Source organism: Bradyrhizobium sp. Ken01 (assembly GCF_055807355.1).
In genome coordinates this window covers 76,010-95,735 of sequence record NZ_JBVVPC010000015.1, presented here as the reverse complement: position 1 = coordinate 95,735, position 19,726 = coordinate 76,010, and the positions used below count along the sequence as shown (strand labels likewise).

Here is a 19,726-nt window from a genome sequence, read left to right as displayed (position 1 = left end):
AGTTTGGTCGATAAGCCAGCGCCGCAGCCATCGTTCCTTTATGCGGGGAGTGTCCATCCGATCAGAACTTCCGTTCGACCATCTTGAGGCGCAATCCGGAAATTGCTTCGCCCGGATTCAAGCCCTTCGGGCACGCCTTCGCGCAGTTGAGGATGGTGTGACAGCGATAGATCCTGAAGGGGTCTTCGAGCTTGTCGAGACGCTCGCCCGTCGCCTCGTCGCGGCTGTCATTGACCCAGCGGGCCGCCTGGATCAGGGCTGCCGGGCCGAGGAAGCGCTCGGAATTCCACCAGTAGCTTGGACAAGACGTCGAGCAGCAGGCGCAGAGAATGCACTCGTACAGTCCGTCGAGCTTCGCCCGGTCCTCATGGCTCTGCCGCCATTCCTTCTGCGGCGTGGGCGACACGGTTTGCAGCCAAGGCTCGATCAATGCGAGCTGTGCGTAGAAATTCGTCAGGTCGGGAACGAGGTCCTTGACCACCGGCTGATGCGGCAAGGGCAACACGCGCAACGGCTCGCCTTGCGTGACGTCCTCGCTCATGGACTTGGTGCAGGCGAGCGTGTTCTGGCCGGCGATATTCATTGAGCAGGAGCCGCACACGCCTTCGCGGCAGGACCGCCGGAATGTCAGCGTGGAGTCGATGTTGTTCTTGATCCAGATCAGACCATCCAGCACCATGGGCCCGCAATCGCTCACGTCGACGAAGTAGGTGTCGAGCCGAGGATTGCGTCCGTCGTCGGGATTCCAGCGATAGACCTGGAATTCGCGCAACGATTTGCTATCCGGCTTGGGCCAGACCCGTCCCTTTTCGACGCGGGAGTGTTTCGGAAGCCTGAACTCGACCATGGTACCTCCGGGCGGACATGAGGCGTTGATAACCGCATCAGTTGGGATTGAAGCAACGTAGTTGCAGGAGATCGTCCAGCGACACACCAAACAGCACGATGCGAAAAGCCGGTGCTATCGCCAGCACCAGCAGCAATATAAAAATGGCATAGACCAGAGCTGGCGGAGTCTCTCTAGCGAGCCTGTAGACTGCCTTCCGCATGGACCCTCCCCTGCGTGCCCGCGCGTGACATGGCGGCGCCGATGACCAACATGGCCGCACCCCATAGCAGGAAGCCGATGTCCCAGAAGATGCGCTGTTCGTCGGGGACCGTCTCATTCACCCGATGCAGCTTGAAGATCTCATGGTCCACCACGCCTTCAACCAGATTGAAGATGCCCCAACCGAGCAGGACCGCGCCGAGGCACCGGCTGCCCGACAAGTGAATGTCGGACCTGCGCGCCCGTTGCCACAGCACATACAGGCCGAGGAGCACAAGAACATAGGCCGCGCTATGGAAGATGCCGTCCCAGGTCGTGTTGAGCTTGACGTTGTCGATGGAGTTGAGCGGGTACCAGCCGCTTAACATATGATGCCATTGCAGCAGCTGATGAAACACGATGCCGTCGAAAAATCCGCCCAGACCAAGCCCGAGAAGGACGCCCGCGGAAATCGGGAAGCTGGATGAATCACTGTCTTGCATGAATCGACTCGTGCGCCGGTCGGCATCTGGATGATTGACAAATCGTCCTCAGTGCTGCCGTTCCTATGATCATGACGCACTCCCCGTGCCAATAACCTGCGTTAACCTGCCTGCTCATCTCATGCCGCCGAAGGCGCTAGGTGGAGCATCGCTCGGCTGCTTATGGTGACGATAGGAACGTTCGAAACGGTCGCAGCGTCTTGTGAATCCAACATTGGAGCTTCATCATGCTGAGAAGATCGTTTTTACTTGCATTGGGCGGCCTCGGACTATCGACCTACACTGCGCAATCCAAACCAATCCCGCAGCGGGATTTTCGAACGGCCGACCTCATGGGTGGCGCGTTTGCGATGCAGACGAGTCAGCTCGCGCTGACGCGCACCGGCAATCCCGACATCGTCAACTTCGCGAATGCAGAGATCGCCGAACAGGTCCAGGTCGCGAGCGCGCTCGGAGCAGCGCCGGGATCGGCACCGCTGCGGCCGGATCATGCCGCCCTGCTTCAGCGCCTTCAGGCCACACCGTCGGGTCCCTTCGACCGGATGTATGTGCAGGGGCAGATCCGCGGGCACCGTGAATTGCTCGCGCTCAACAATTCGTATTTGCGATCCGGTGGCAACCCCGGCGAACAGCAGGTCGCACAGATGTCGCTGCCGATCATTCAGCGTCACCTGGCGATCCTGAGCAATCTCAGGGAAGTCGGCTAGAGCTTCAACCAGGGACAAGGAGCGGCGGTGGCCGCGTGTGTCGACCCCCGTCAAAGTCTTCGATGATCCAAATCGCGAGGAGCTGATATGGCGTATGCCCTGTTCAAGGACGACGAAAAACTGAGCCGGACGTTTCCAACCAAAGAGGAAACGCTGAAAAAGGCCGAAGACGCCGGTCTGGTCGAAAGCAGCGAGGGCAAGCCCAGGCTTGAGGACGATTTGAAGACCAAGCCCTGCTCGCCCGACCCCGAACCTCGAAGCGAGGACGACCTCGATTGGACGCCGCAGAACCGGGCGTCGTGATCGCGATCTAGCAACCTTTGCAGATGCTCTTGATCTTCCGATCGACGTGGGAATCCTGAGAGTTCTCCGAGCGTATTTCGGCGTCGCCCGGCATCGACGGACCGGGTGTCTCAGTTCCGTCAATCCGTCCGCTGCTGGTCCCTCCTGCGGGATTGCCGGCCCGCCCGACGGTGGTCGATCCTCGCGGGCCACCACCGGTTGATTGGGCCGTTCCAGCGGTGTTCGTGCCGGTAGCCGTCGTGCCGCGCGAAGCCGCGGCCGCGTCGGCTGGATTACCCAGATTGGGCGATGCACCGCCTGTCTGGTTTGTAGCTCCTGCAGACCCGAGGCCTGCAGACCCAGGACCTGCAGACCCAACGCCTGCAGACCCAAGGCTCGAGGCACCGCCGGCTGACCCAGGGCTTGTGGTGCCGCCGGTGCCGCCGCTCGTGCTGCTCGCGCTTGCTCCGCCCGATCCTCCCGAACCGCCGCCGCCACCACTCTGCGCCGAGGCGGCCCCTATCGACGCGGTCGCCACGAAGGCGATCACCATCAAGCTCGAAGTTGTCTTAGCCATCGCTCAGCTCCTCTCGCGATCATTGTGCGTGTGATGTTGGTCGCGCTCACCACCGCCTCCCGAGACGTGTGATTTGCGGTCGTTGGTGGGCGTTCCGGGCGCAGGGCGCTCATGCTCGCGGCCTCCCTTTTCAGGGTGCTTGCGGTCCTGCCGCGAGGAGCCCGGACCACCGAAGCGTTCAGTGTCTGACTTCTTGTGTGGCATTCATCGGTCCTGCTGGTAGCCTTGGTTCGTCGTGTTCTGCTTGATGTTGCCGTGACGTCCTTGCGTGTCGAAGTTCTCGCGGCCGGGGACTTTGTCGTCCGTCTCGATCTTTGGATCAGATCCGGGTCCCTTGTCGCTGCGCTGCTCTGGCGGTACGGGGGGCATTTTGGACATTGCATGCTCCTTGTTTCGGTCTCGCGACCTCATGCGCTGGCAATGAGATGCGGCCCCGGTCGTTCCTGATCGATGCTGATGCATGCCCGGAGGAACGAACGATTCCTGCCCGTGTTGACCCGGCAGTTCATACCGAAGGCTGTCTGTTCATGGTCAAGGATCTATCGCGCGAAACGGAGAAGGACGGCACCCGGAAGCTGATGATGGCGGGATCGGTAGCGGCCGCGGTCTTGTTTGTAGGTTTCATCGTCTGGTTCGCTGTGCCACAGATGTTCGGGGCAACGGACTATCTGGGCCGCCCCTCCACGGGAGCAGACAAAGGTGCCGCGGCCACGACGGTCGGCACTGGAGTTCCAACGCAGCACGAAGCGGTCAGCAAAGCGGCCAAGGAAAACCCGGCTGGCAATGAAGATACGACCGGCGGCCGTGCGCGGGACATTCAGAAGACCACTCAGCCGGCTAGCCTCAACGATCAGCAGCGCGAACAGCTCCGCGCCATCATCTCATCGGCGCACAGCCCGACGATGGATCGCCCGAATTTCGAGATGATGATCGGTACTTCGGTGCCGCGCCAGACCGAGGTGGCCGACTTGCCGCCCGAGGTCACCCAGGTGCTGAACGGGTTCTGGGGCGATCAATATCTGATCGCCGGAAAGGATCTCGTCATTGTCGATCAGCATTCGCGCCGCGTCGCGGCAATCATCGCCGGCGTGCGCTGATCGCGTGCCGCCGCATCGTTAGAGAGGACAACTTATGCCGAAAGCGAAAGCGCCTGAAAACGACCCGAGAGAAACCCCGGTCGACGATCCGCGACAGCAGACCGATTTGCCAACCCATCGGCAGACGGACCAGCCTTGGCAGGGAAATCCCGAGAAGGAGCAGATCGACCCAAAGCGTCCCCCGATTGATCTGGAGCGGTGGCAAAAATCGAATACCCACTAGCTGCCACGCATGTATCTCGTTCACGCGTCGAGCTCATGGATGGTGGGCCGCAGGTCGCCGCCCTCATCCAGATCGAGCGTTGCCAGCGTGATCGGCAGCTTGAAGCGCCTTGGACCGGCGCTCCCGGGATTCAGGAAAAGCACTCCGTTGATCGTGTTGACCCTCACCCGGTGCGAATGTCCTGATATCACCGCGTTCACACCGGATGCTGCAGGGTCGACGTCGAGCGTCTTGAGATCGTGCAGGAGGTAGAAGCAACGAGCGCCGAGGTGCACCGTTTCGGTTTCAGGATAGCGGCTCGCCCAGCTGCCAACGTCGACGTTTCCCCTGATGGCGGTGACGGGCGCTATTCGGCAAAGCCGCTCCAGAACCTCCGGCGCGCCGATATCACCGGCGTGGAGGATATGCGAGACTCCCGCAAGACAGCGTTCGGCCTCAGGCCTGAGAAGGCCGTGCGTATCCGAGATCACGCCGATCCTCAATGCCATGCTCCTCAATGCCTTGTCAGGCCAAGTCTTCAGTGCAGGACATCCAGTGGCACTTTCCCGATCTCCTCACCCTCCTGGTTCGTGACCAGGATGGAAAAATGACGATTCCGGAGTTCAGGACGCTCCGCAAGGAGCCTCTTCGCGATCTCCTCGGCAACATCCAGCGCCATGATGTCATCGGGCAATTCAGCACCCCCCTCGTCTGCAACGGTCTTGGAGTCGACCAGATCGAAATGATAGCGCGGCACGTGAACCCTCGAATTCGTCGCAGGAACGCGCGATCTGGAGCCTTCGTTCCGGCGTGGCGGGCATCAACTCCCTGCATGTGCGCAGGAACCCTCAAGTCATCGCGATTATTGCTGCTGCGGAACATCCGCGTTTTCGGAGCCAACCCATGCTGGAAGAACTGCGCGTGCTTGCTCAACCCGGCGCGATGATCGCCGTCCTTATCGTGCTGCTGCTGATGGCCGCCGGCGATGCGGCGATCGTGATCGCCGACAAAGGCTGGCCATTTTAGTCCGGGCGCGCGGCTGTCATGCCCGATGTCGGACATATCCTTTTCCAGGGCTGGACCCCGCTCCTGAGAACCGCGATCGGCACGACGGTCACCTATGTCGCACTGGTCGTCCTGCTCCGGATCGCGGGGCCCCGAACACTTGCCAAATGGTACGCCTTCGACCTGATCGTCACGGTTGCGCTCGGCTCCACGTTCGCGAACAGCGTATTGTCCGGCGATATCAGCGTCGCGCAGTCGCTGGTCGGCTTCAGCATCCTGATCGGCCTGCAATTCATCATCGCCTTCGCCGTGGCGCAGTGGAGCCAGTTGCGGGTGGTCGTGAATCCGCAGCCGACGTTGCTGCTCCATCAGGGGCGATTCGTCCACGAGGCAATGCGCAGCCAGCGTGTGGCAGAGGCGGACGTTCGCGCCGCCATCCGGCAGCATGGCATTGATCGTGTTGAAGATGTCGGTGCGGTCGTGCTCGAGGCCGACGGTACATTCAGCGTCATCCGGCAGGTCCGGTCCGATGCCACGGCGCTCGCCGACATTCCGGAACTGGGCGGCTCGAATTCGGCGAACCGGCCGGATTAGCGCATAGGAACCTTTGTAGGCCTGACCGGTTCCGCCTGTGAAGCGGAGTGCGACAAAACGTCAATGCAGATCTGGGTGCGAAGGGTTCTGGTATTGTGCATGACTTGGCCGCTTGCTGCGTGCGCGGGCCGGCAGTCGGCGCTCGACCCTCAAGGGCTGCAATCCGACCAGATTCGGCACACGCTGTTCATCTTTCTCATTGTCGCGGCGATCGTCTGGACCGCTGTCGTCATCGTTCTGGGCATGGGGCTCTTGCGACGGAAGCGGGCAGCCGATCAGCCGCTGGACCTCCACCAGCCCTTCGAACAACGCTCCGGGCGCGTCATCCTTGCGCTTGGGATTGCGACCACCGTCACCGTGCTCGGCCTCTCTCTGGTCAGCTATGCCGGTCAGCGCACCGTCTTTGCCAAGGATGAGAAAGCCCACACGCTCAAGATCATCGGCCATCAATGGTGGTGGGAGGTTCGCTATGAAGCCGACAGTCCGCACCAGAGTTTCGTGACGGCCAACGAGATCCGGATCCCTACGGGCGAGCCGGTGAAGCTCGAGCTTGAATCCGCCGACGTGATCCACAGCTTCTGGGTGCCGAGCCTGACCGGCAAGATGGACTTGATCCCCGGGCAGAAGAACGAGCTGCAATTCACCGCGAAGAATGCCGGCGTCTATCGCGGACAATGCGCCGAGTTCTGCGGGATCCAGCACGCCCATATGGCGTTCGCCGTGATCGCGATGTCGCCCGACGAGTTCGGTCGCTGGCGCGACCATGAAAACCAGAGCGCGAGTAGCCCCACGGATCAGCTCGGCAAGCAAGGCGAGGCTCTGTTCCGGGCGCGCGGATGCGCCTTGTGCCACAACATCAGCGGTACGCCGGCCGGCGGCCAACTCGGCCCGGATCTCACGCATATCGGCAGCCGCACGACGATCGCTGCGGGAACGCTGCCGAATACTCCCGCGACGCTCGGCGCCTGGATCGCCGATCCCCAGCACATCAAACCCGGCAATCTGATGCCGAAGATGCCGCTGCAATCGGATGAGCTCATCGCGATCATCCATTATCTGGAGCAGCTCAAGTGAGCATGGCCGCTGAACCAAATGAATTGCGGGACGACGTCCTGAATGGCCTGCAGCTTTCGACGCAGCTCGAGCGAGTGTGGCGCACGCCGTCTGGGCTTGTCGGTGCGCTCATGTCGGTCGACCACAAGGTCGTTGGACGTCGCTACATCCTGACCGCATTCGCCTTCCTGCTTCTTGGCGGCATCCTTGCGATCCTGATGCGCGTTCAGCTTGCCGGGCCCGAGAAGACGTTTCTCTCGGCCGACAAGTACAATCAGGTCTTCACGATGCACGGCTCGACGATGATGTTCCTGTTTGCCGTGCCTGTCATGGAGGCGTTCGCCGTCTATTTGGTGCCGTTGATGGTCGGCACGCGGAACATCGCCTTTCCGCGCCTGAATGCCTTCAGCTATTGGATGTATCTGTTCGGGGGCTGCTTTCTCTGGATTTCCTTCCTGTTCAACGTCGGCCCTGACGTCGGCTGGTTTTCGTACGTTCCTCTTTCCAGTCTGCAGTTCACACCCACCAAGCGGGCCGATGTCTGGGCGCAGATGATCACCTTTACAGAGGTCGCGGCACTCGCGGTCGCCGTCGAGATCGTCGTCACCGTGTTCAAGCTCCGTGCGCCCGGCATGACGCTCGACCGCATTCCTCTGTTCGTTTGGGCCATGCTGGTGACGGCCTTCCTTGTGATGTTCGCGATGCCCTCGATCATGGTCGCATCGACGTCACTGATCCTGGATCGCCTCGTCAATACCCGCTTCTATGATTCGTCGTCGGGCGGACATCCCCTGCTCTGGCAGCATCTGTTCTGGTTCTTCGGCCATCCCGAGGTCTACATCATCTTCATCCCGGGCACGGGAATGGTCTCGGCGATCCTTGCGACATTCGCGCGGCGGCCCGTGATCGGCTATCCCGTCGTGATCCTCTCCTTGATCGCGACCGGCTTCCTGTCGTTCGGCCTCTGGGTCCACCACATGTTCGTCACGGGCCTGCCCCAACTCGGCGCGGCCCTGTTCACGGCCTCCAGCATGCTGATCGCGGTGCCGAGCGGACTGCAGATCTTCTGCTGGCTGGCAACGCTCTGGGACGGACGTCCGGTGTACCGGACGCCGCTGTTGTTCGTGATCGGCTTCATCGTGATCTTCGTGCTCGGCGGATTGTCCGGCGTCATGGTGGCCTCGGTCCCGATCGACACGCAGGTGCACGACACCTATTTCGTCGTCGCCCACTTCCATTATGTCCTGATCGGCGGCGCTGTGTTCCCACTGGTCGGCGCGGTCTACTACTGGTTTCCCAAGATCGCCGGCCGCATGCTCAGCGAGCGACTCGGGCGCTGGAATTTCTGGCTCGCCTTCATCGGCTTCAACGTCGCGTTCTTTCCCATGCACATCCTCGGGCTGATCGGGATGCCGCGCCGGGTCTACACCTATACCGCCGACATGGACTGGGGGCACCTGAACCTCATATCCAGCGGCGGTGCTCTCATTTTCGCGCTCAGCTTCGCGCTGCTTCTGGCCAATGTGATCTACAGCCTGCGCAAGGGCGCGCTTGCGGGCGACAATCCCTGGGATGCCTCGACGCTGGAATGGGCGACGTCATCGCCGCCTCCGCCGCAGAACTTCGACCGCATTCCGGTCGTCAAGCACCGCGATCCGCTGTGGGCCGATAGCGAGAGCCTGCCCGTGGTCGCGGGTCTGAGCGCCGAGCGCCGCGAGGTTCTCCTGACCTCGCTGGCGGAAGCCGAGCCGCAGACCCGCGAAGCTTCGCCCGAGCCGAACATCTGGCCGCTGCTCACGGCGATCGCGACCACAATCTTCTTCATCGGGTCGATCTTCACGCCTTGGGCCGTGCTGTGGGGAACGCCGCCGATGGCCGTGACCTTGATCGGCTGGTTCTGGCCGACCGGCAGCAAGGAGGACGAGGAGTGAGACAGACGATCGTCCGCGACGTCTCGGACCTGCCGACTTACGGCTACGGTCCGCGCAGTGGCCCGTGGTGGGGCGCCATGGGTTTCATGGCCCTCGAAGGCATGGGCTTTGCCGTTGCAATCGGCGCCTACCTTTACCTCTACGCAGTCAATCCGAGCTGGCCGATCGGAGCCTCCCCGCCGGATCTCTGGCCGGGGACGGTCGAGACGGTGATTTATGTGTTGAGCATCATTCCGAACGAGTTCACGAACCGCGCCGCACACCGGCAGGATCTCGCGAAGGTGCGGATCGGCCTGATCGTGATGGCCCTGATCGGCATCGCCCTGCTGGTGCTGCGCGGCTTCGAGTTCGCGCATCTCAACACCCGCTGGGACAATTCAGCCTACGGCTCGATCGTATGGCTCATTCTGGGGCTGCACACGACTCACCTTGCCACCGATGTCGGCGACACGGTCGTGCTGGCGGTATTGATGTTCACGCGCCATGCGAAACCGCGCCGGTTCAGCGACGTGACCGACAACGTGTTCTACTGGAACTTCGTCGTGCTCGCCTGGCTGCCGCTCTACGTCTTGCTCGATTGGGTGCCACGCCTATGACCGCAGCCCATGGACATTCCAGACTGCTCTACTGGGCCGGCGTTGCGCTCGGACCCATCGCTTGGGGTATCAATTTGCAGGGCGTCTACGTGCTCGCGCACTTCTCCTGCGAACAGACCAGGATCAGTGGCGCGATCATGAGCGCGGTTCTGGCTATCGTCGCCATCGCAGGCACTGTCATTTCCGCCCGCGCGGTTCGACGCGGCGCTGGGGCTGAATGGACGGATGCGCAAGGCGGCGGGCCACGAACGTTCATGGCCTGGCTTGGCGTCGGCTCCGGCGCGCTGTTTGCGCTGGTGATCGCGAACCAGTTCGCCGCCTCGCTCATGATCAGCCCATGCCTACGCTGAGCCTTGCAGCACTGCTGCTCGCGCTGTTCACGGCGCCGGCCGATGCGCATGGACTATCGGAGATCGATCCCGGCTCGCTGTGGAGCTACGATCCCTGGCTCATGGCCCCGCTCTATGCCGTCGGTATCGGCTTCTATGTCGGAACGCAGCGGCTCTGGCACCATGCGGGCGGCGGCCGTGGCGTCAGCTTCCGCCAAGTAGCCGCGTTCTGGACCGGATGGCTGGTGGCCGCGCTCGCCGTGACCTCGCCGCTGCACTGGCTGGGCGAGCGTCTGTTCACGGCGCACATGGTCGAACACGAACTACTCATGGTGGTCGCGGCACCGCTGATGGCGTTCGCCCGGATCAATGGCCCGCTGCTGTGGAGCCTGCCGACTCGACTTCGCCCAGCGGCAGGTCGCGTGCTCAATCTGCCGATATTGGCATGGCCGTGGCGGTTTGTGAGCCATCCGATGAGCGCGACCGTCCTGCACGGCGTAGCGCTCTGGGTCTGGCACGCACCGCCGCTATATGCGTGGGCGCTCGAGAATACGGCGATCCATCGTCTCCAGCACATCAGCTTCTTCGCGACCGCGCTGTTGTTCTGGTGGGTGCTGCTGCATGGCCGCGGTCAGGGCCGTAGCACACGAATTCGCGACGGCATCGCTCTCGCGTGCCTGTTCATCACCATTTTGCATTCCGGCGTGCTCGGGGCTCTGCTGACCGTTTCGCCGAGGCTGTGGATCCCAGGCCAGGGCGCCCTCGCCGGCGAATTCGGCCTCTCGGCACTTGAGGACCAGCAACTTGCCGGAATCCTGATGTGGGTGCCCATGGGCATTCTCTATACGGGCGCGGCGTTGTTCTTTGCTCACCGATGGCTGACTGCGAACGGCGGCCATTCCCACCTCCCGCTCTTTCAACATCCGGGCTGAGCGACGCTGCATAGGAACCGCAACTTCTCTTCAGACGTTCGCCTGCCGACTGCGACACGCCACGGAGTTCACATGGAAAAACGATCCGTCATGGCCGCAACGGCTATCCTCACCGCGGCATTCTTGATGCCTGCAGTCTTGAACGCGCAGGACCAACCCCAGCCAGGGATGTCGTGCCCGGTCGACCATGACAAGCTCGCCGATATCCTCAAGAAGAGTGTCAAACCGGGCGGCGGCCCAAGCAACGGAGGTCTCGACAACAACGAATGGGCTGCCGTCGTCAATCGGCAGGGCGTCGTCTGCGCAGTTGCCTACAGCGGCGGCAAGGTCGACGACCAGTGGCTGGGCAGCCGGGCCATCGCGGCCGAGAAGGCCAACACGGCGAATGCGTTCAGCCTAAAGGACAAGGCGATGGCGACGGCCAATCTCTATGCCGGTGCGCAGCCCGGCGGGTTCCTGTTCGGCGCGGCACTCGGCAACCCACCGTCCCCGGAAGCCCTGTATGCCGGATCTCCGGACAACTTCGGCACGGCCCAGGATCCGATGGTGGGCAGGCCGATCGGCGGCACCATCGTGTTCGGAGGCGGGTTGGCGCTCTATGACGGCAACGGCGTGACCGGGGCGCTGGGTGTGAGCGGTGACAGTTCCTGCGCGGATCACAACGTGGCCTGGCGCGTGCGTCACCAGCTCGGGCTCGACCGCGTGCCGGCCGGCGTCAGCCCGAACATGAAAGATGCGATCATCTATGACATCGGACCTGATGGCAAAAGTCCGTCCGGATTCGGTCATCCCAAGTGCAATGGCAAGGAAGACCAGATTGCAGTCGACCTCGGCGCCGGCGTGTCGGGCAACGTCGTGAGATAGCGCTCCGCCCAATCGCCGCTTTTGGAACCAAGGGAAGGCGGAACGTTTGTACGTCCGTAAACTGGCCTGCAACGGCGCACGGCCTCGTCACTGCCGTGGAGATCTTTACATATGTTAGTGCGTGGTCTCACGCGTTTGCTCTCTCGGATTTCGGCCATCCTTTGCGCCTGCTGCACGGTGCTGTCGTCCGCGTCAGCACAGAGCGATCTCGCCGGTCGCATGAAAGATCCAGGCCAATGGCCGATGGCGGCGCGCGACTATGCCAACACCCGTTACAGCGAACTCGACCAGATCAACGCGTCCAATGCATCACGCCTCCATCTTGCATGGACGTTCTCGGTCGGCGCCGATCGAGGCCAGGAGGCGGCGCCGCTGGTGGTCGACGGCACCATGTATGTGGTCGGCCCCTATGCAGGCCCCTACCCCAACCGTGTGTTCGCACTCGATGCCACAACAGGTGAATTGAAATGGTCTTACGCGCCGAAGCCGGAGCCCGCGGCCGCAGGCGTTGCCTGCTGCGATGTCGTCAATCGCGGACTAGCCTTCGACAATGGCAAGGTCTTCCTCAACACGCTCGATAACCACACCGTCGCGATAGACGCCAAGTCCGGCAAAGAGCTTTGGCACACGAAACTTGGCGAGATCAACAAGGGCGAAACCATCACGATGGCTCCCGTGGTGGTGAAAGGAAAAATTCTCGTCGGCAACAGCGGCGGCGAACTGGGCGTGCGCGGCTGGGTGACCGCACTCGACGAAAACACCGGCGCCATCGCGTGGCGCGCCTATTCGACAGGCCCCGACAAGGACGTGCTGATCGGAGACGATTTCAAGCCGTTCTACGACAATCTCAAGGGCCAGGATCTCGGCGTGAAGACCTGGCCCGCCGACCGCTGGCAGGTCGGTGGCGGCACGGTCTGGGGCTGGATCTCCTACGATCCTGATCTGAACCTGATCTATTACGGCACGGCCAACCCAAGTCCATGGAACGCAAACCAGCGCAGCGGTGACAATCTCTGGAGCGCATCGATCTTCGCGCGAAACCCAGACACGGGCCAAGCGAAATGGGCCTACCAGGTCAACCCGCACGATCTGTTCGACCACGACGAGATCAATGAGAACGTGCTTGTCGACCTCGAGCTGAATGGTCAACCGCGCAAGGTTCTGATTCATCCCGGCCGCAACGGCTACATGTACGTGATGGATCGCGCCACCGGTGAAGTGATTTCGGCGGACGCGTATGAGTTCGTGAACGCATACAATGGCGTCGACCTCAAGACCGGAAAGATCATCCCGAATGAGGAGAAGACCCCGCTGGTCGGCAAGACGGTTGAGAACATCTGCCCGACCGCTCCAGGCGCCAAGGACTGGCAGCCGAGCGCGTGGTCGCCGCGCACAAAACTGCTTTATGTGCCGCATCAGCATCTCTGCATGAACTTCAAGGCTTCTCAAGTCGGCTACATCGCCGGTACGCCCTATGTCGGGGCCGACGTCGACATGTATGCCGGCCCTGGCGGCTATCGCGGCGAGTTCATGGCGTGGGACCCCGTCGCGCGCAAGAAGGTCTGGGAGATTCACGAGAAGCTGCCGGTCTGGAGCGGCGCGCTGGTGACGGCTGGCGACGTCGCGTTCTACGGCACCATGGATCGCCTTTTCAAAGTGGTCGACGCCAAGGATGGGCGCGTGCTCTGGCAATTCCGTGCCGGCTCCGGCTTCATCGGCCAACCGATCTCCTATCGCGGCTCCGACGGTCAGCAATACGTCGCGATCCTGTCGGGCGTCGGCGGCTGGCCGGGCGTGGTGGCCAATGCAGAGGTCGATCCGCGGGTGCGCAACGCCGCACTGGGATTCACCGGCGCCACGCAGGATCTGCCGTTCTATACCGCGGGCGGGAGTGAGCTGCTGGTATTCAAGCTCGGCGGCGCGAATGGTGAGGACACCAGCCATGCGCCTTCCAAGTAATCGCCTCGGCTTCACCCTTGGGCTTCTTCTCGCGTTCGCGACCACAGCTGCGCCGGCCACGGAGGGCGGGCTTCGCGTCTGTGCCGATCCCAACAATCTTCCGTTCTCGAACAGCGCCGAAGCAGGATTCGAGAACAGGCTCGCGACGATGGTGGCCGAGCATTTCGGCCTGCAGGTCTCCTACACCTGGTGGGCGCAACGCCGCGGCTTCATCCGTAACACACTGAAAGCCGGCAGATGCGACATCGTCATGGGCGTGCCGTCCGGCTATGATCTGGTCGAGACGACGAAGCCCTATTATCGCTCGAGCTACGTGTTCGTCACGCGGCAGGACCAGCACCTTGAGCTTTCATCCCTGCTCGACCCGCGCTTGCATCACCTCGTGATCGGCGTGCACCTGATCGGCGATGACGGCAACAATCCCCCGCCGGCGCAGGCGCTCGGCGAACAGGGCATCGTTGATAATGTTCGCGGCTACTCCATCTACGGTGACTATCGCCAGGCCGATCCGCCGGCGCGCCTGATCGAAGCCGTCGAAAGCGGCAGGATCGATGTCGCCGCGGCCTGGGGGCCGCTGGGCGGATATTTCGCCCAGCGCTCTCCCGTTCCCCTGACGGTCACGCCGATCCGGGATAACGAACGCTTTGCACCTCAGCAGTTCCAGTTCGCCATCGCGATGGGCGTGCGTAAAGGCGACGACGCCTTGCGCGACCGCCTGAATGCATTCATCGACGAGCATCGGTCCGAGATCACCTCGCTGCTGCGCGGTTATGGCGTTCCGCTGGTGGGCCAACCCGTTACGGCATCGGGAGGACATGAGTGATGTCTGCTCCAGCAATGCGCGCGAGCGCCCTATCGTTGCTGCTGGCCATCGTGCCGCATGGCGCGGCGCTGGCCCAGCAGACCTTGCCGCAGTCGCAGGAGGCGCAAATGCCGACGCTGTCCCCGCGCCCGAATTTCGGTGGCAGCGTCGGCAACGGCAGACCCGGCTTCTTCATGCAGGTCCCGGTCAGTCACCTCCACCCCGGCGCGCAGCCGGACCCGCCGCAAATCAAGAACCCAGTGCAGGGCGATCCCAACGCGCAGCAGCGTGGGATGACCTACTATGTCAACTTCAACTGCGTTGGGTGCCACGCACCCAATGGCGGTGGCGGCATGGGACCGGCGCTGAGCAACAACACTTTTATTTACGGATCGCAGCCCGAGAACATCTTTCTCTCGATCTACCAGGGACGGCCGAACGGAATGCCAGCCTGGGGCGGCGTGCTGCCCGACAGCGTGATCTGGGACCTCGTCACCTATATCGGCAAGATCAGTAACGAACCGAGCCACCAATGGGGCCGCACCTTTTCGGCGAATCTGCCGTCGCCCGAGGTCGAGCAAGTCCCAAGCGAGCAGGTCTCCACGACCGATCCCTGGTCTGCCACCAAGTCCTTCAACTTCGGCCAGAAGCCCTGATCGGCCGAGCGGAGCAGCGATGGTGAATCCGATCATGAGATTGCTAGTCACCGTGCTAGTGGCTACGACAGGCGCCGCCTGCAAGGCTGCGGGCCCGGACAATTTCATGGGCGACGCGCATCGTGGCGCCGACCTCGTCAAGCAGTACCAGTGCGGCGGCTGTCACGATATTCCTGGTATCGCCGGCGCCGAAGGCAATGTCGGCCCGCCCTTGCATCGGATCGGCACGCGGACCTACATCGCCGGCTACATCCAGAACTCGCCGGACAACATGGCTGACTGGATCGAGGACCCGCAAAGGGCGTTGCCGGGCAATGCCATGCCGCGAATGGGCATCCCGCAGAAGGACGCGCGGGATATCGCGGCGTTTCTCTACACGCTGAAGTGATCATCATGACATCGACACACCGTTCGACGAACTGGTTCCGCGACGCGCCATTGCTGGCCATCACCATTGTGGTCGTCGCTATCATGGGACTGGGCCTCCTCGCCGGCGGTGCCTGGCTCGCGGCGCTCGGTGGCTCCGTCTACTATCTGATCGCGGGCATCATGCTTCTGCTCACGAGCTGGCTGCTCGCGCGCCGCCGTGCCGAGGCGCTCTGGATTTATGCCGCGCTGCTGGCGGGAACGATGGCATGGGCGATCTGGGAAGCCGGCCTTGATTTCTGGTCGCTGGCGCCGCGCGGCGACGTGCTCGTGCCGCTTGGCCTGTGGCTGATGCTGCCCTTCATTGCCGCCCGCCTGGCGCCTCGCTTGCGCGCAGGGCGATGGGCGCTTGGCCTTGTGTTGGTCGCCGCAGCCATCGTCGTCGGCATGTCACTGACGAGCGATCGCCGCGATCTTGCCGGCACGATCCCTGAGGGCGAAACAATGGGGGCCATTGCGGCTCCCGAAGCGGACCAGCCCGCTGCCGGGCAGAACTGGACGGCCTACGGCGGCAGCGGCTTCGGTTCGCGCTTCTCGTCGCTGAGCCAGATCACCAAGGACAACGTCAAGGACCTCAAGCTCGCCTGGGAATTCCGCACCGGCGACCACAAGGGCCCGGACGATCCCGACGAGATCACCAACCAGGCGACCCCGCTCAAGGTCGGAGATCTCCTCTACACCTGCTCGCCGCACCAGATCGTGTTCGCGCTCGAAGCGGCGACCGGAAAACTGCGCTGGAAGTTCGACCCGCAGGTCCAGCACAACAAGGCGTTCCAGCACATGACCTGCCGGGGCGTGTCCTATCACGCGACCAAGCCCGGGGCGGTCACAGCCGACGGCACGCCGGCGCCGAGCGATTGTGCGGGACGCATTTTCATACCAACCAACGACGGGCGGATGTTCGCGCTGGATGCGCAGAGCGGCGTGCCTTGCCAGAGTTTTGGCAACCAGGGACAGATCGATCTCAAGCAAGGCAGCGAGATCCAGACACTCGGCTTCTACGAGGGTACCTCCCCACCTGTCGTCACGGACAAGGTGCTGATCGTCGGCGGAGCGGTGATCGACAACTATTCCGATCGCGTGCCGTCGGGCGTGATCCGCGGCTTCGACATCTATTCAGGACGGTTGATATGGGCGTTCGATGCCGGCAATTCCGATCCGAACGAAATGCCCTCGGCCTCGCATCATTTTACAGCCGGCTCACCCAATTCGTGGAGCATTTCCGCGGTCGACGAAAAGCTCGGACTCGTCTACGTGCCGCTCGGCTCGAGCTCTCCGGATATCTGGGGCGGCGGCCGTTCGCCCGAAAACGAGCGCTACGATTCGGCGTTGATTGCGCTCGATGTCTCGACCGGAAAACTGCGCTGGTCGTTCCAGAACGTGCACCACGATCTCTGGGACATGGATATGCCGTCGCAGCCCAGTCTGGTCGATTTGCGCCTTAGCGGCGGCGTGACGCCCGCGATCTACATCCCGGCAAAGACCGGCGACATCTTCGTGCTCGACCGCCGCGACGGGCGTCAGTTGGTGCCCGCACCGGAGAAGCCGGTGCCGCAGGGCGCCGCGAATGGAGACCGGCTGTCGCCAACCCAGCCCTTCTCGGAATTGAGCTTCCGCCCCTCCGGCAAACTGACAGACGCGCAGATGTGGGGCAGCACGATGTTCGACCAGCTCGCCTGCCGGATCAAGTTCAAGCGCCTGCGCTATGAGGGGCCGTTCACGCCGCCGTCTGAACAAGGCACGCTGGTGTTTCCCGGAGACTTCGGCATGTTCGAATGGGGCGGCATTGCCGTCGATCCGCAGCGCCAGATCGCGATCGCGAACCCCCAATCGATACCCTTCATCTCGCGCCTGGTGCCGCGCGGAAAGGACAATCCGGCCGCGCCGAATGCCGCGCATCCACCAGGAACCGAGTTGGGCGTGCAGCCGATGTACGGCGCCCCCTATGGCGTAGACCTCGGCATTTTCCTCTCGCCGCTCGGCATCCCCTGCCTTGCCCCGCCATGGGGCAACATCGCAGCGATCGATCTCAGGACGCACAAGGTGGTCTGGCAGCACCGCATCGGCACGATCCGCGATCAGGCCCCGCTGCCGCTGCCATTCAAGCTCGGCGTTCCCATGCTCGGCGGTCCGATCGTCACCGCGGGCGGCGTCATCTTCATCACGGGAACGATGGATGACTACATCCGCGCGTTCGACGTTCGCGATGGCAAACAGCTTTGGCAGGACCGCCTTCCTGCCGGCGGCCAGTCGACGCCGATGACCTATGAGGTCGTGGGCAAGCAATACGTCGTTACAGTCGACGGCGGCCACGGCTCGTTCGGAACTAAACTCGGCGATTACGTGCGGGCCTACGCGCTGCCGTGATCTGCCTCGGCACGACTTGCTTGTACTTGCCCACGCCTTGTCCCGGTCTGCCGGCGCGACGCGCAACTGCTGAAGCCAGGAGAGCCACGCCCGCTGCTAGTCCCAGCGCCGCGAGCCCCTGACTGATCACCCCGGCAGGTGGGAGCTGCTTGCGTGACAGCCAACCGCCGTCGATCGACGTGCCCTGCGGACCAGCTTCGATCATGGTGCCTTCGCTGCTCTTCGCCGGGCGCGCGCGCGACAGCAGGTAGCGGAAGGCAGCTCCCACAATGTTCTCGGTAGTCTGCGGAGCCATCGCGTAGGCAATTTGGCCGGCACGAGCCGGCCAGCCCACGGCGACCTCATCCCGCGGTGCGCGAACGAGGCTCACAAACGTCTCGGCAACGTCCTCCGCCTGATACAGCAGCGGACCGGGATCAAGCGTTCGGCCGGACATGTTGGCGCCGTGGACGAAGCCCGGCGTGTCGACCATGGCCGGGAAGACGCCGCAGACATGAATGTTGCGGTGAGCACTGAGCTCCTGACGCAGGCTCGCCGTGAAGCCGCGCAGGCCGAACTTGCTCGCGGTATAGGCCGCAGCAAAAGGCGTCGGCGCCCAGCCGCCGAGCGAGATGTTGTTGATCAGGATACCGCGGTTCTGGCGGAGGAAGATCGGCAGCACCGCGAAAGCGCCATGCATCGTGCCAAGGAGATTGACCTCGATCGTTCGGCGATGCAGTGCGATATCCGCGTCCTGATAGGCCCCGAAAACGCCGGTACCGGCGTTGTTGATCCAGACGTCGATGCCACCGAACGCGTCTTCGGCCTCCCGGGCCAGTCGCTGCACCGCCTCGGCATCGGTGACATCGGTCGGGATCGCCAATGCGCGACCTCCGAGCGCCTCGCATTCCACAGCGAGGTTCGTCAGGACTTCAGCACGGCGTGCCGCCAAGACCACGCTTGCGCCCTTTCCGGCGAAGGCCAGCGCCGTAGCACGCCCGATTCCGCTCGATGCGCCGGTGATGACGACGCGCGTGCCAGTCATTTGCCGCGGCTCGGATCCGGAGCCGCCCGCCGGAAGCAGCCAGTGCAGAGATCGCCGGAGGCGCTCGGTTCCGTCCGCTTCGAACCAGTCGCCGTGCGCGAAGATCACCCGCTCCGGCGATAGCCGTACAAGCCGCTCGGCTGCGGACCGCACCGAACGGCCGCCGAGGCGCAGCAGCAGTCGCAGATAGACCGGCGCCATTCCGTGCGGCTTGGAAATGCCAAGGAGGTTTGCCGCGGCCTCGTTTGGTGCGCTGAGATCATTGGGATCGAGATTTTGCACGAGATCGGTCAGGATCAATGTCCGGCTGCGCTTGTCGAACAGCTCGATCTCGGAGAACATCGGAGCGTTCACCGAGACGGCTTCGAGATCGGCCCTCCATTGCTCGGGCGTCGCGTCTCCGAGTTCGCGGTCGATGCGGATGCGTGCCGCTCTAACTTGCCTCCGCCCCGAAAGGCCGCGCGCTGCGAAAGTCGTCACCTGCGGCAGATCTCTCTGCCAAGCGGACAGGAACATCCAGTGCGCGATATTCGGCGCGAGCAAGTACCTTATCGCGCCTAGCCGCTCCAACTCACCGCGGAGAGTCGGCGAATATCTCACCGGCGAATGCAGCACGAGATCGCCGTTCGAGAGCCGAATGACGGTCATGCGGACGGGAAGTTTCAGACCGGCAGCGCTGATCGGGGCGTCGTCAACGACCCAGATATCGTCAGTCACGCGCGACAGACGGGCGGTCGACAAGGTGGCGTCGGAACTTTGCATGGATCTCTTCCATCACGAGGCGCTAGCTCAA

The 19,726-nt window shown here is 62.9% G+C and carries 24 protein-coding genes; 17 read left to right on the top strand and 7 right to left on the bottom strand.

From position 1 onward, the window contains the following. Positions 1-61 precede the first annotated feature (61 nt). From AC0L3S_RS16950 to AC0L3S_RS16940, 3 genes are read right to left on the bottom strand one after another with little or no spacing between them, the layout of a single operon-like run. A complete protein-coding gene (locus AC0L3S_RS16950; RefSeq protein ID WP_473279981.1) occupies positions 62-847 on the bottom strand; it encodes a succinate dehydrogenase iron-sulfur subunit in 786 nt (261 codons plus the stop codon). A 37-nt stretch (positions 848-884) separates the two neighbouring features. Continuing rightward, positions 885-1,049, bottom strand: a complete 165-nt coding sequence (locus AC0L3S_RS16945; protein WP_156949026.1) for a hypothetical protein — start codon at positions 1,047-1,049, stop codon at positions 885-887. Further along, positions 1,021-1,530: a DUF2243 domain-containing protein gene (locus tag AC0L3S_RS16940; RefSeq protein ID WP_473279978.1), complete on the bottom strand. Its 510-nt coding sequence runs from the start codon at positions 1,528-1,530 to the stop codon at positions 1,021-1,023. The genes AC0L3S_RS16945 and AC0L3S_RS16940 overlap by 29 nt, the downstream gene beginning before the upstream one ends. Before the next feature lie 227 nt (positions 1,531-1,757). Between AC0L3S_RS16940 and AC0L3S_RS16935 the strand changes: the two genes are divergently transcribed. Continuing rightward, on the top strand, positions 1,758-2,237 hold the full coding sequence (locus tag AC0L3S_RS16935; RefSeq protein ID WP_473279976.1) for a DUF4142 domain-containing protein: 480 nt from the start codon (positions 1,758-1,760) through the stop codon (positions 2,235-2,237). 87 nt (positions 2,238-2,324) lie between these two features. Further along, positions 2,325-2,540 carry a hypothetical protein gene (locus AC0L3S_RS16930; protein ID WP_473279974.1) on the top strand — a complete coding sequence of 72 codons (216 nt, stop codon included), beginning with the start codon at positions 2,325-2,327 and terminating at the stop codon, positions 2,538-2,540. A 760-nt stretch (positions 2,541-3,300) separates the two neighbouring features. Here AC0L3S_RS16930 and AC0L3S_RS16925 read toward each other — a convergent pair. Further along, positions 3,301-3,474 carry a hypothetical protein gene (locus tag AC0L3S_RS16925; RefSeq protein ID WP_473260229.1) on the bottom strand — a complete coding sequence of 58 codons (174 nt, stop codon included), beginning with the start codon at positions 3,472-3,474 and terminating at the stop codon, positions 3,301-3,303. A 47-nt stretch (positions 3,475-3,521) separates the two neighbouring features. Between AC0L3S_RS16925 and AC0L3S_RS16920 the strand changes: the two genes are divergently transcribed. Both AC0L3S_RS16920 and AC0L3S_RS16915 read left to right on the top strand, forming a co-directional pair. Then, entirely contained in the window at positions 3,522-4,193 is a 672-nt protein-coding gene (locus AC0L3S_RS16920; RefSeq protein WP_473260231.1) for a DUF1236 domain-containing protein, read from the top strand. Between the two features lie 34 nt (positions 4,194-4,227). Further along, positions 4,228-4,416, top strand: coding sequence for a hypothetical protein (locus AC0L3S_RS16915; protein WP_083926604.1), 189 nt, complete (start codon positions 4,228-4,230; stop codon positions 4,414-4,416). A 20-nt stretch (positions 4,417-4,436) separates the two neighbouring features. Here AC0L3S_RS16915 and AC0L3S_RS16910 read toward each other — a convergent pair whose 3' ends face one another. Together AC0L3S_RS16910 and AC0L3S_RS16905 are read right to left on the bottom strand one after the other, a co-directional pair. Then, positions 4,437-4,904, bottom strand: coding sequence for a metallophosphoesterase family protein (locus tag AC0L3S_RS16910; RefSeq protein ID WP_473260234.1), 468 nt, complete (start codon positions 4,902-4,904; stop codon positions 4,437-4,439). A 29-nt stretch (positions 4,905-4,933) separates the two neighbouring features. Further along, positions 4,934-5,152 carry a DUF6894 family protein gene (locus tag AC0L3S_RS16905; protein ID WP_247289215.1) on the bottom strand — a complete coding sequence of 73 codons (219 nt, stop codon included), beginning with the start codon at positions 5,150-5,152 and terminating at the stop codon, positions 4,934-4,936. A 146-nt stretch (positions 5,153-5,298) separates the two neighbouring features. Here AC0L3S_RS16905 and AC0L3S_RS16900 point away from each other — a divergent pair, with 146 nt between their 5' ends. The 13 genes from AC0L3S_RS16900 (at position 5,299) to AC0L3S_RS16840 (ending at position 17,909) form a co-directional block, all read left to right on the top strand. Further along, complete coding sequence (locus AC0L3S_RS16900; protein WP_456768709.1) at positions 5,299-5,421, top strand: hypothetical protein; 123 nt, start codon at positions 5,299-5,301, stop codon at positions 5,419-5,421. An 18-nt stretch (positions 5,422-5,439) separates the two neighbouring features. Next, entirely contained in the window at positions 5,440-5,994 is a 555-nt protein-coding gene (locus tag AC0L3S_RS16895; protein WP_473260239.1) for a DUF421 domain-containing protein, read from the top strand. A 63-nt stretch (positions 5,995-6,057) separates the two neighbouring features. Beyond that, a complete protein-coding gene (gene coxB / locus AC0L3S_RS16890) occupies positions 6,058-7,068 on the top strand; it encodes a cytochrome c oxidase subunit II (RefSeq protein WP_473279972.1) in 1,011 nt (336 codons plus the stop codon). A gap of 2 nt (positions 7,069-7,070) precedes the next feature. After that, positions 7,071-8,978, top strand: coding sequence for a cytochrome c oxidase subunit I (ctaD, locus tag AC0L3S_RS16885; RefSeq protein WP_473260657.1), 1,908 nt, complete (start codon positions 7,071-7,073; stop codon positions 8,976-8,978). Next, complete coding sequence (locus tag AC0L3S_RS16880) at positions 8,975-9,574, top strand: cytochrome c oxidase subunit 3 (RefSeq protein WP_354171033.1); 600 nt, start codon at positions 8,975-8,977, stop codon at positions 9,572-9,574. Before ctaD ends, AC0L3S_RS16880 begins: the two co-directional genes overlap by 4 nt. Beyond that, positions 9,571-9,924, top strand: coding sequence for a hypothetical protein (locus AC0L3S_RS16875; protein ID WP_473260243.1), 354 nt, complete (start codon positions 9,571-9,573; stop codon positions 9,922-9,924). The genes AC0L3S_RS16880 and AC0L3S_RS16875 overlap by 4 nt, the downstream gene beginning before the upstream one ends. Then, entirely contained in the window at positions 9,912-10,835 is a 924-nt protein-coding gene (locus tag AC0L3S_RS16870; RefSeq protein WP_473279970.1) for a cytochrome c oxidase assembly protein, read from the top strand. Before AC0L3S_RS16875 ends, AC0L3S_RS16870 begins: the two co-directional genes overlap by 13 nt. 72 nt (positions 10,836-10,907) lie before the next feature. Beyond that, a complete protein-coding gene (locus tag AC0L3S_RS16865; protein WP_473279968.1) occupies positions 10,908-11,699 on the top strand; it encodes a GlcG/HbpS family heme-binding protein in 792 nt (263 codons plus the stop codon). A gap of 111 nt (positions 11,700-11,810) precedes the next feature. After that, on the top strand, positions 11,811-13,658 hold the full coding sequence (locus AC0L3S_RS16860) for a methanol/ethanol family PQQ-dependent dehydrogenase (RefSeq protein WP_473260249.1): 1,848 nt from the start codon (positions 11,811-11,813) through the stop codon (positions 13,656-13,658). Further along, positions 13,642-14,481 carry a substrate-binding domain-containing protein gene (locus AC0L3S_RS16855; protein WP_473279966.1) on the top strand — a complete coding sequence of 280 codons (840 nt, stop codon included), beginning with the start codon at positions 13,642-13,644 and terminating at the stop codon, positions 14,479-14,481. Before AC0L3S_RS16860 ends, AC0L3S_RS16855 begins: the two co-directional genes overlap by 17 nt. After that, positions 14,481-15,116: a c-type cytochrome gene (locus AC0L3S_RS16850; RefSeq protein ID WP_473279964.1), complete on the top strand. Its 636-nt coding sequence runs from the start codon at positions 14,481-14,483 to the stop codon at positions 15,114-15,116. The genes AC0L3S_RS16855 and AC0L3S_RS16850 overlap by 1 nt, the downstream gene beginning before the upstream one ends. A gap of 34 nt (positions 15,117-15,150) precedes the next feature. Then, the gene (locus AC0L3S_RS16845) at positions 15,151-15,504 is read left to right on the top strand and encodes a c-type cytochrome (protein ID WP_473260255.1); all 354 of its coding nucleotides are present in this window, start codon (positions 15,151-15,153) and stop codon (positions 15,502-15,504) included. Positions 15,505-15,509: 5 nt separating this feature from the next. Further along, complete coding sequence (locus AC0L3S_RS16840; RefSeq protein WP_473279962.1) at positions 15,510-17,909, top strand: glucose/quinate/shikimate family membrane-bound PQQ-dependent dehydrogenase; 2,400 nt, start codon at positions 15,510-15,512, stop codon at positions 17,907-17,909. Here AC0L3S_RS16840 and AC0L3S_RS16835 read toward each other — a convergent pair. Next, positions 17,869-19,695 (bottom strand): SDR family oxidoreductase, encoded by a 1,827-nt coding sequence (locus tag AC0L3S_RS16835; protein WP_473279960.1) that lies wholly within the window; start codon positions 19,693-19,695, stop codon positions 17,869-17,871. The genes AC0L3S_RS16840 and AC0L3S_RS16835 overlap by 41 nt on opposite strands. Between the last annotated feature and the right edge of the window lie 31 nt (positions 19,696-19,726).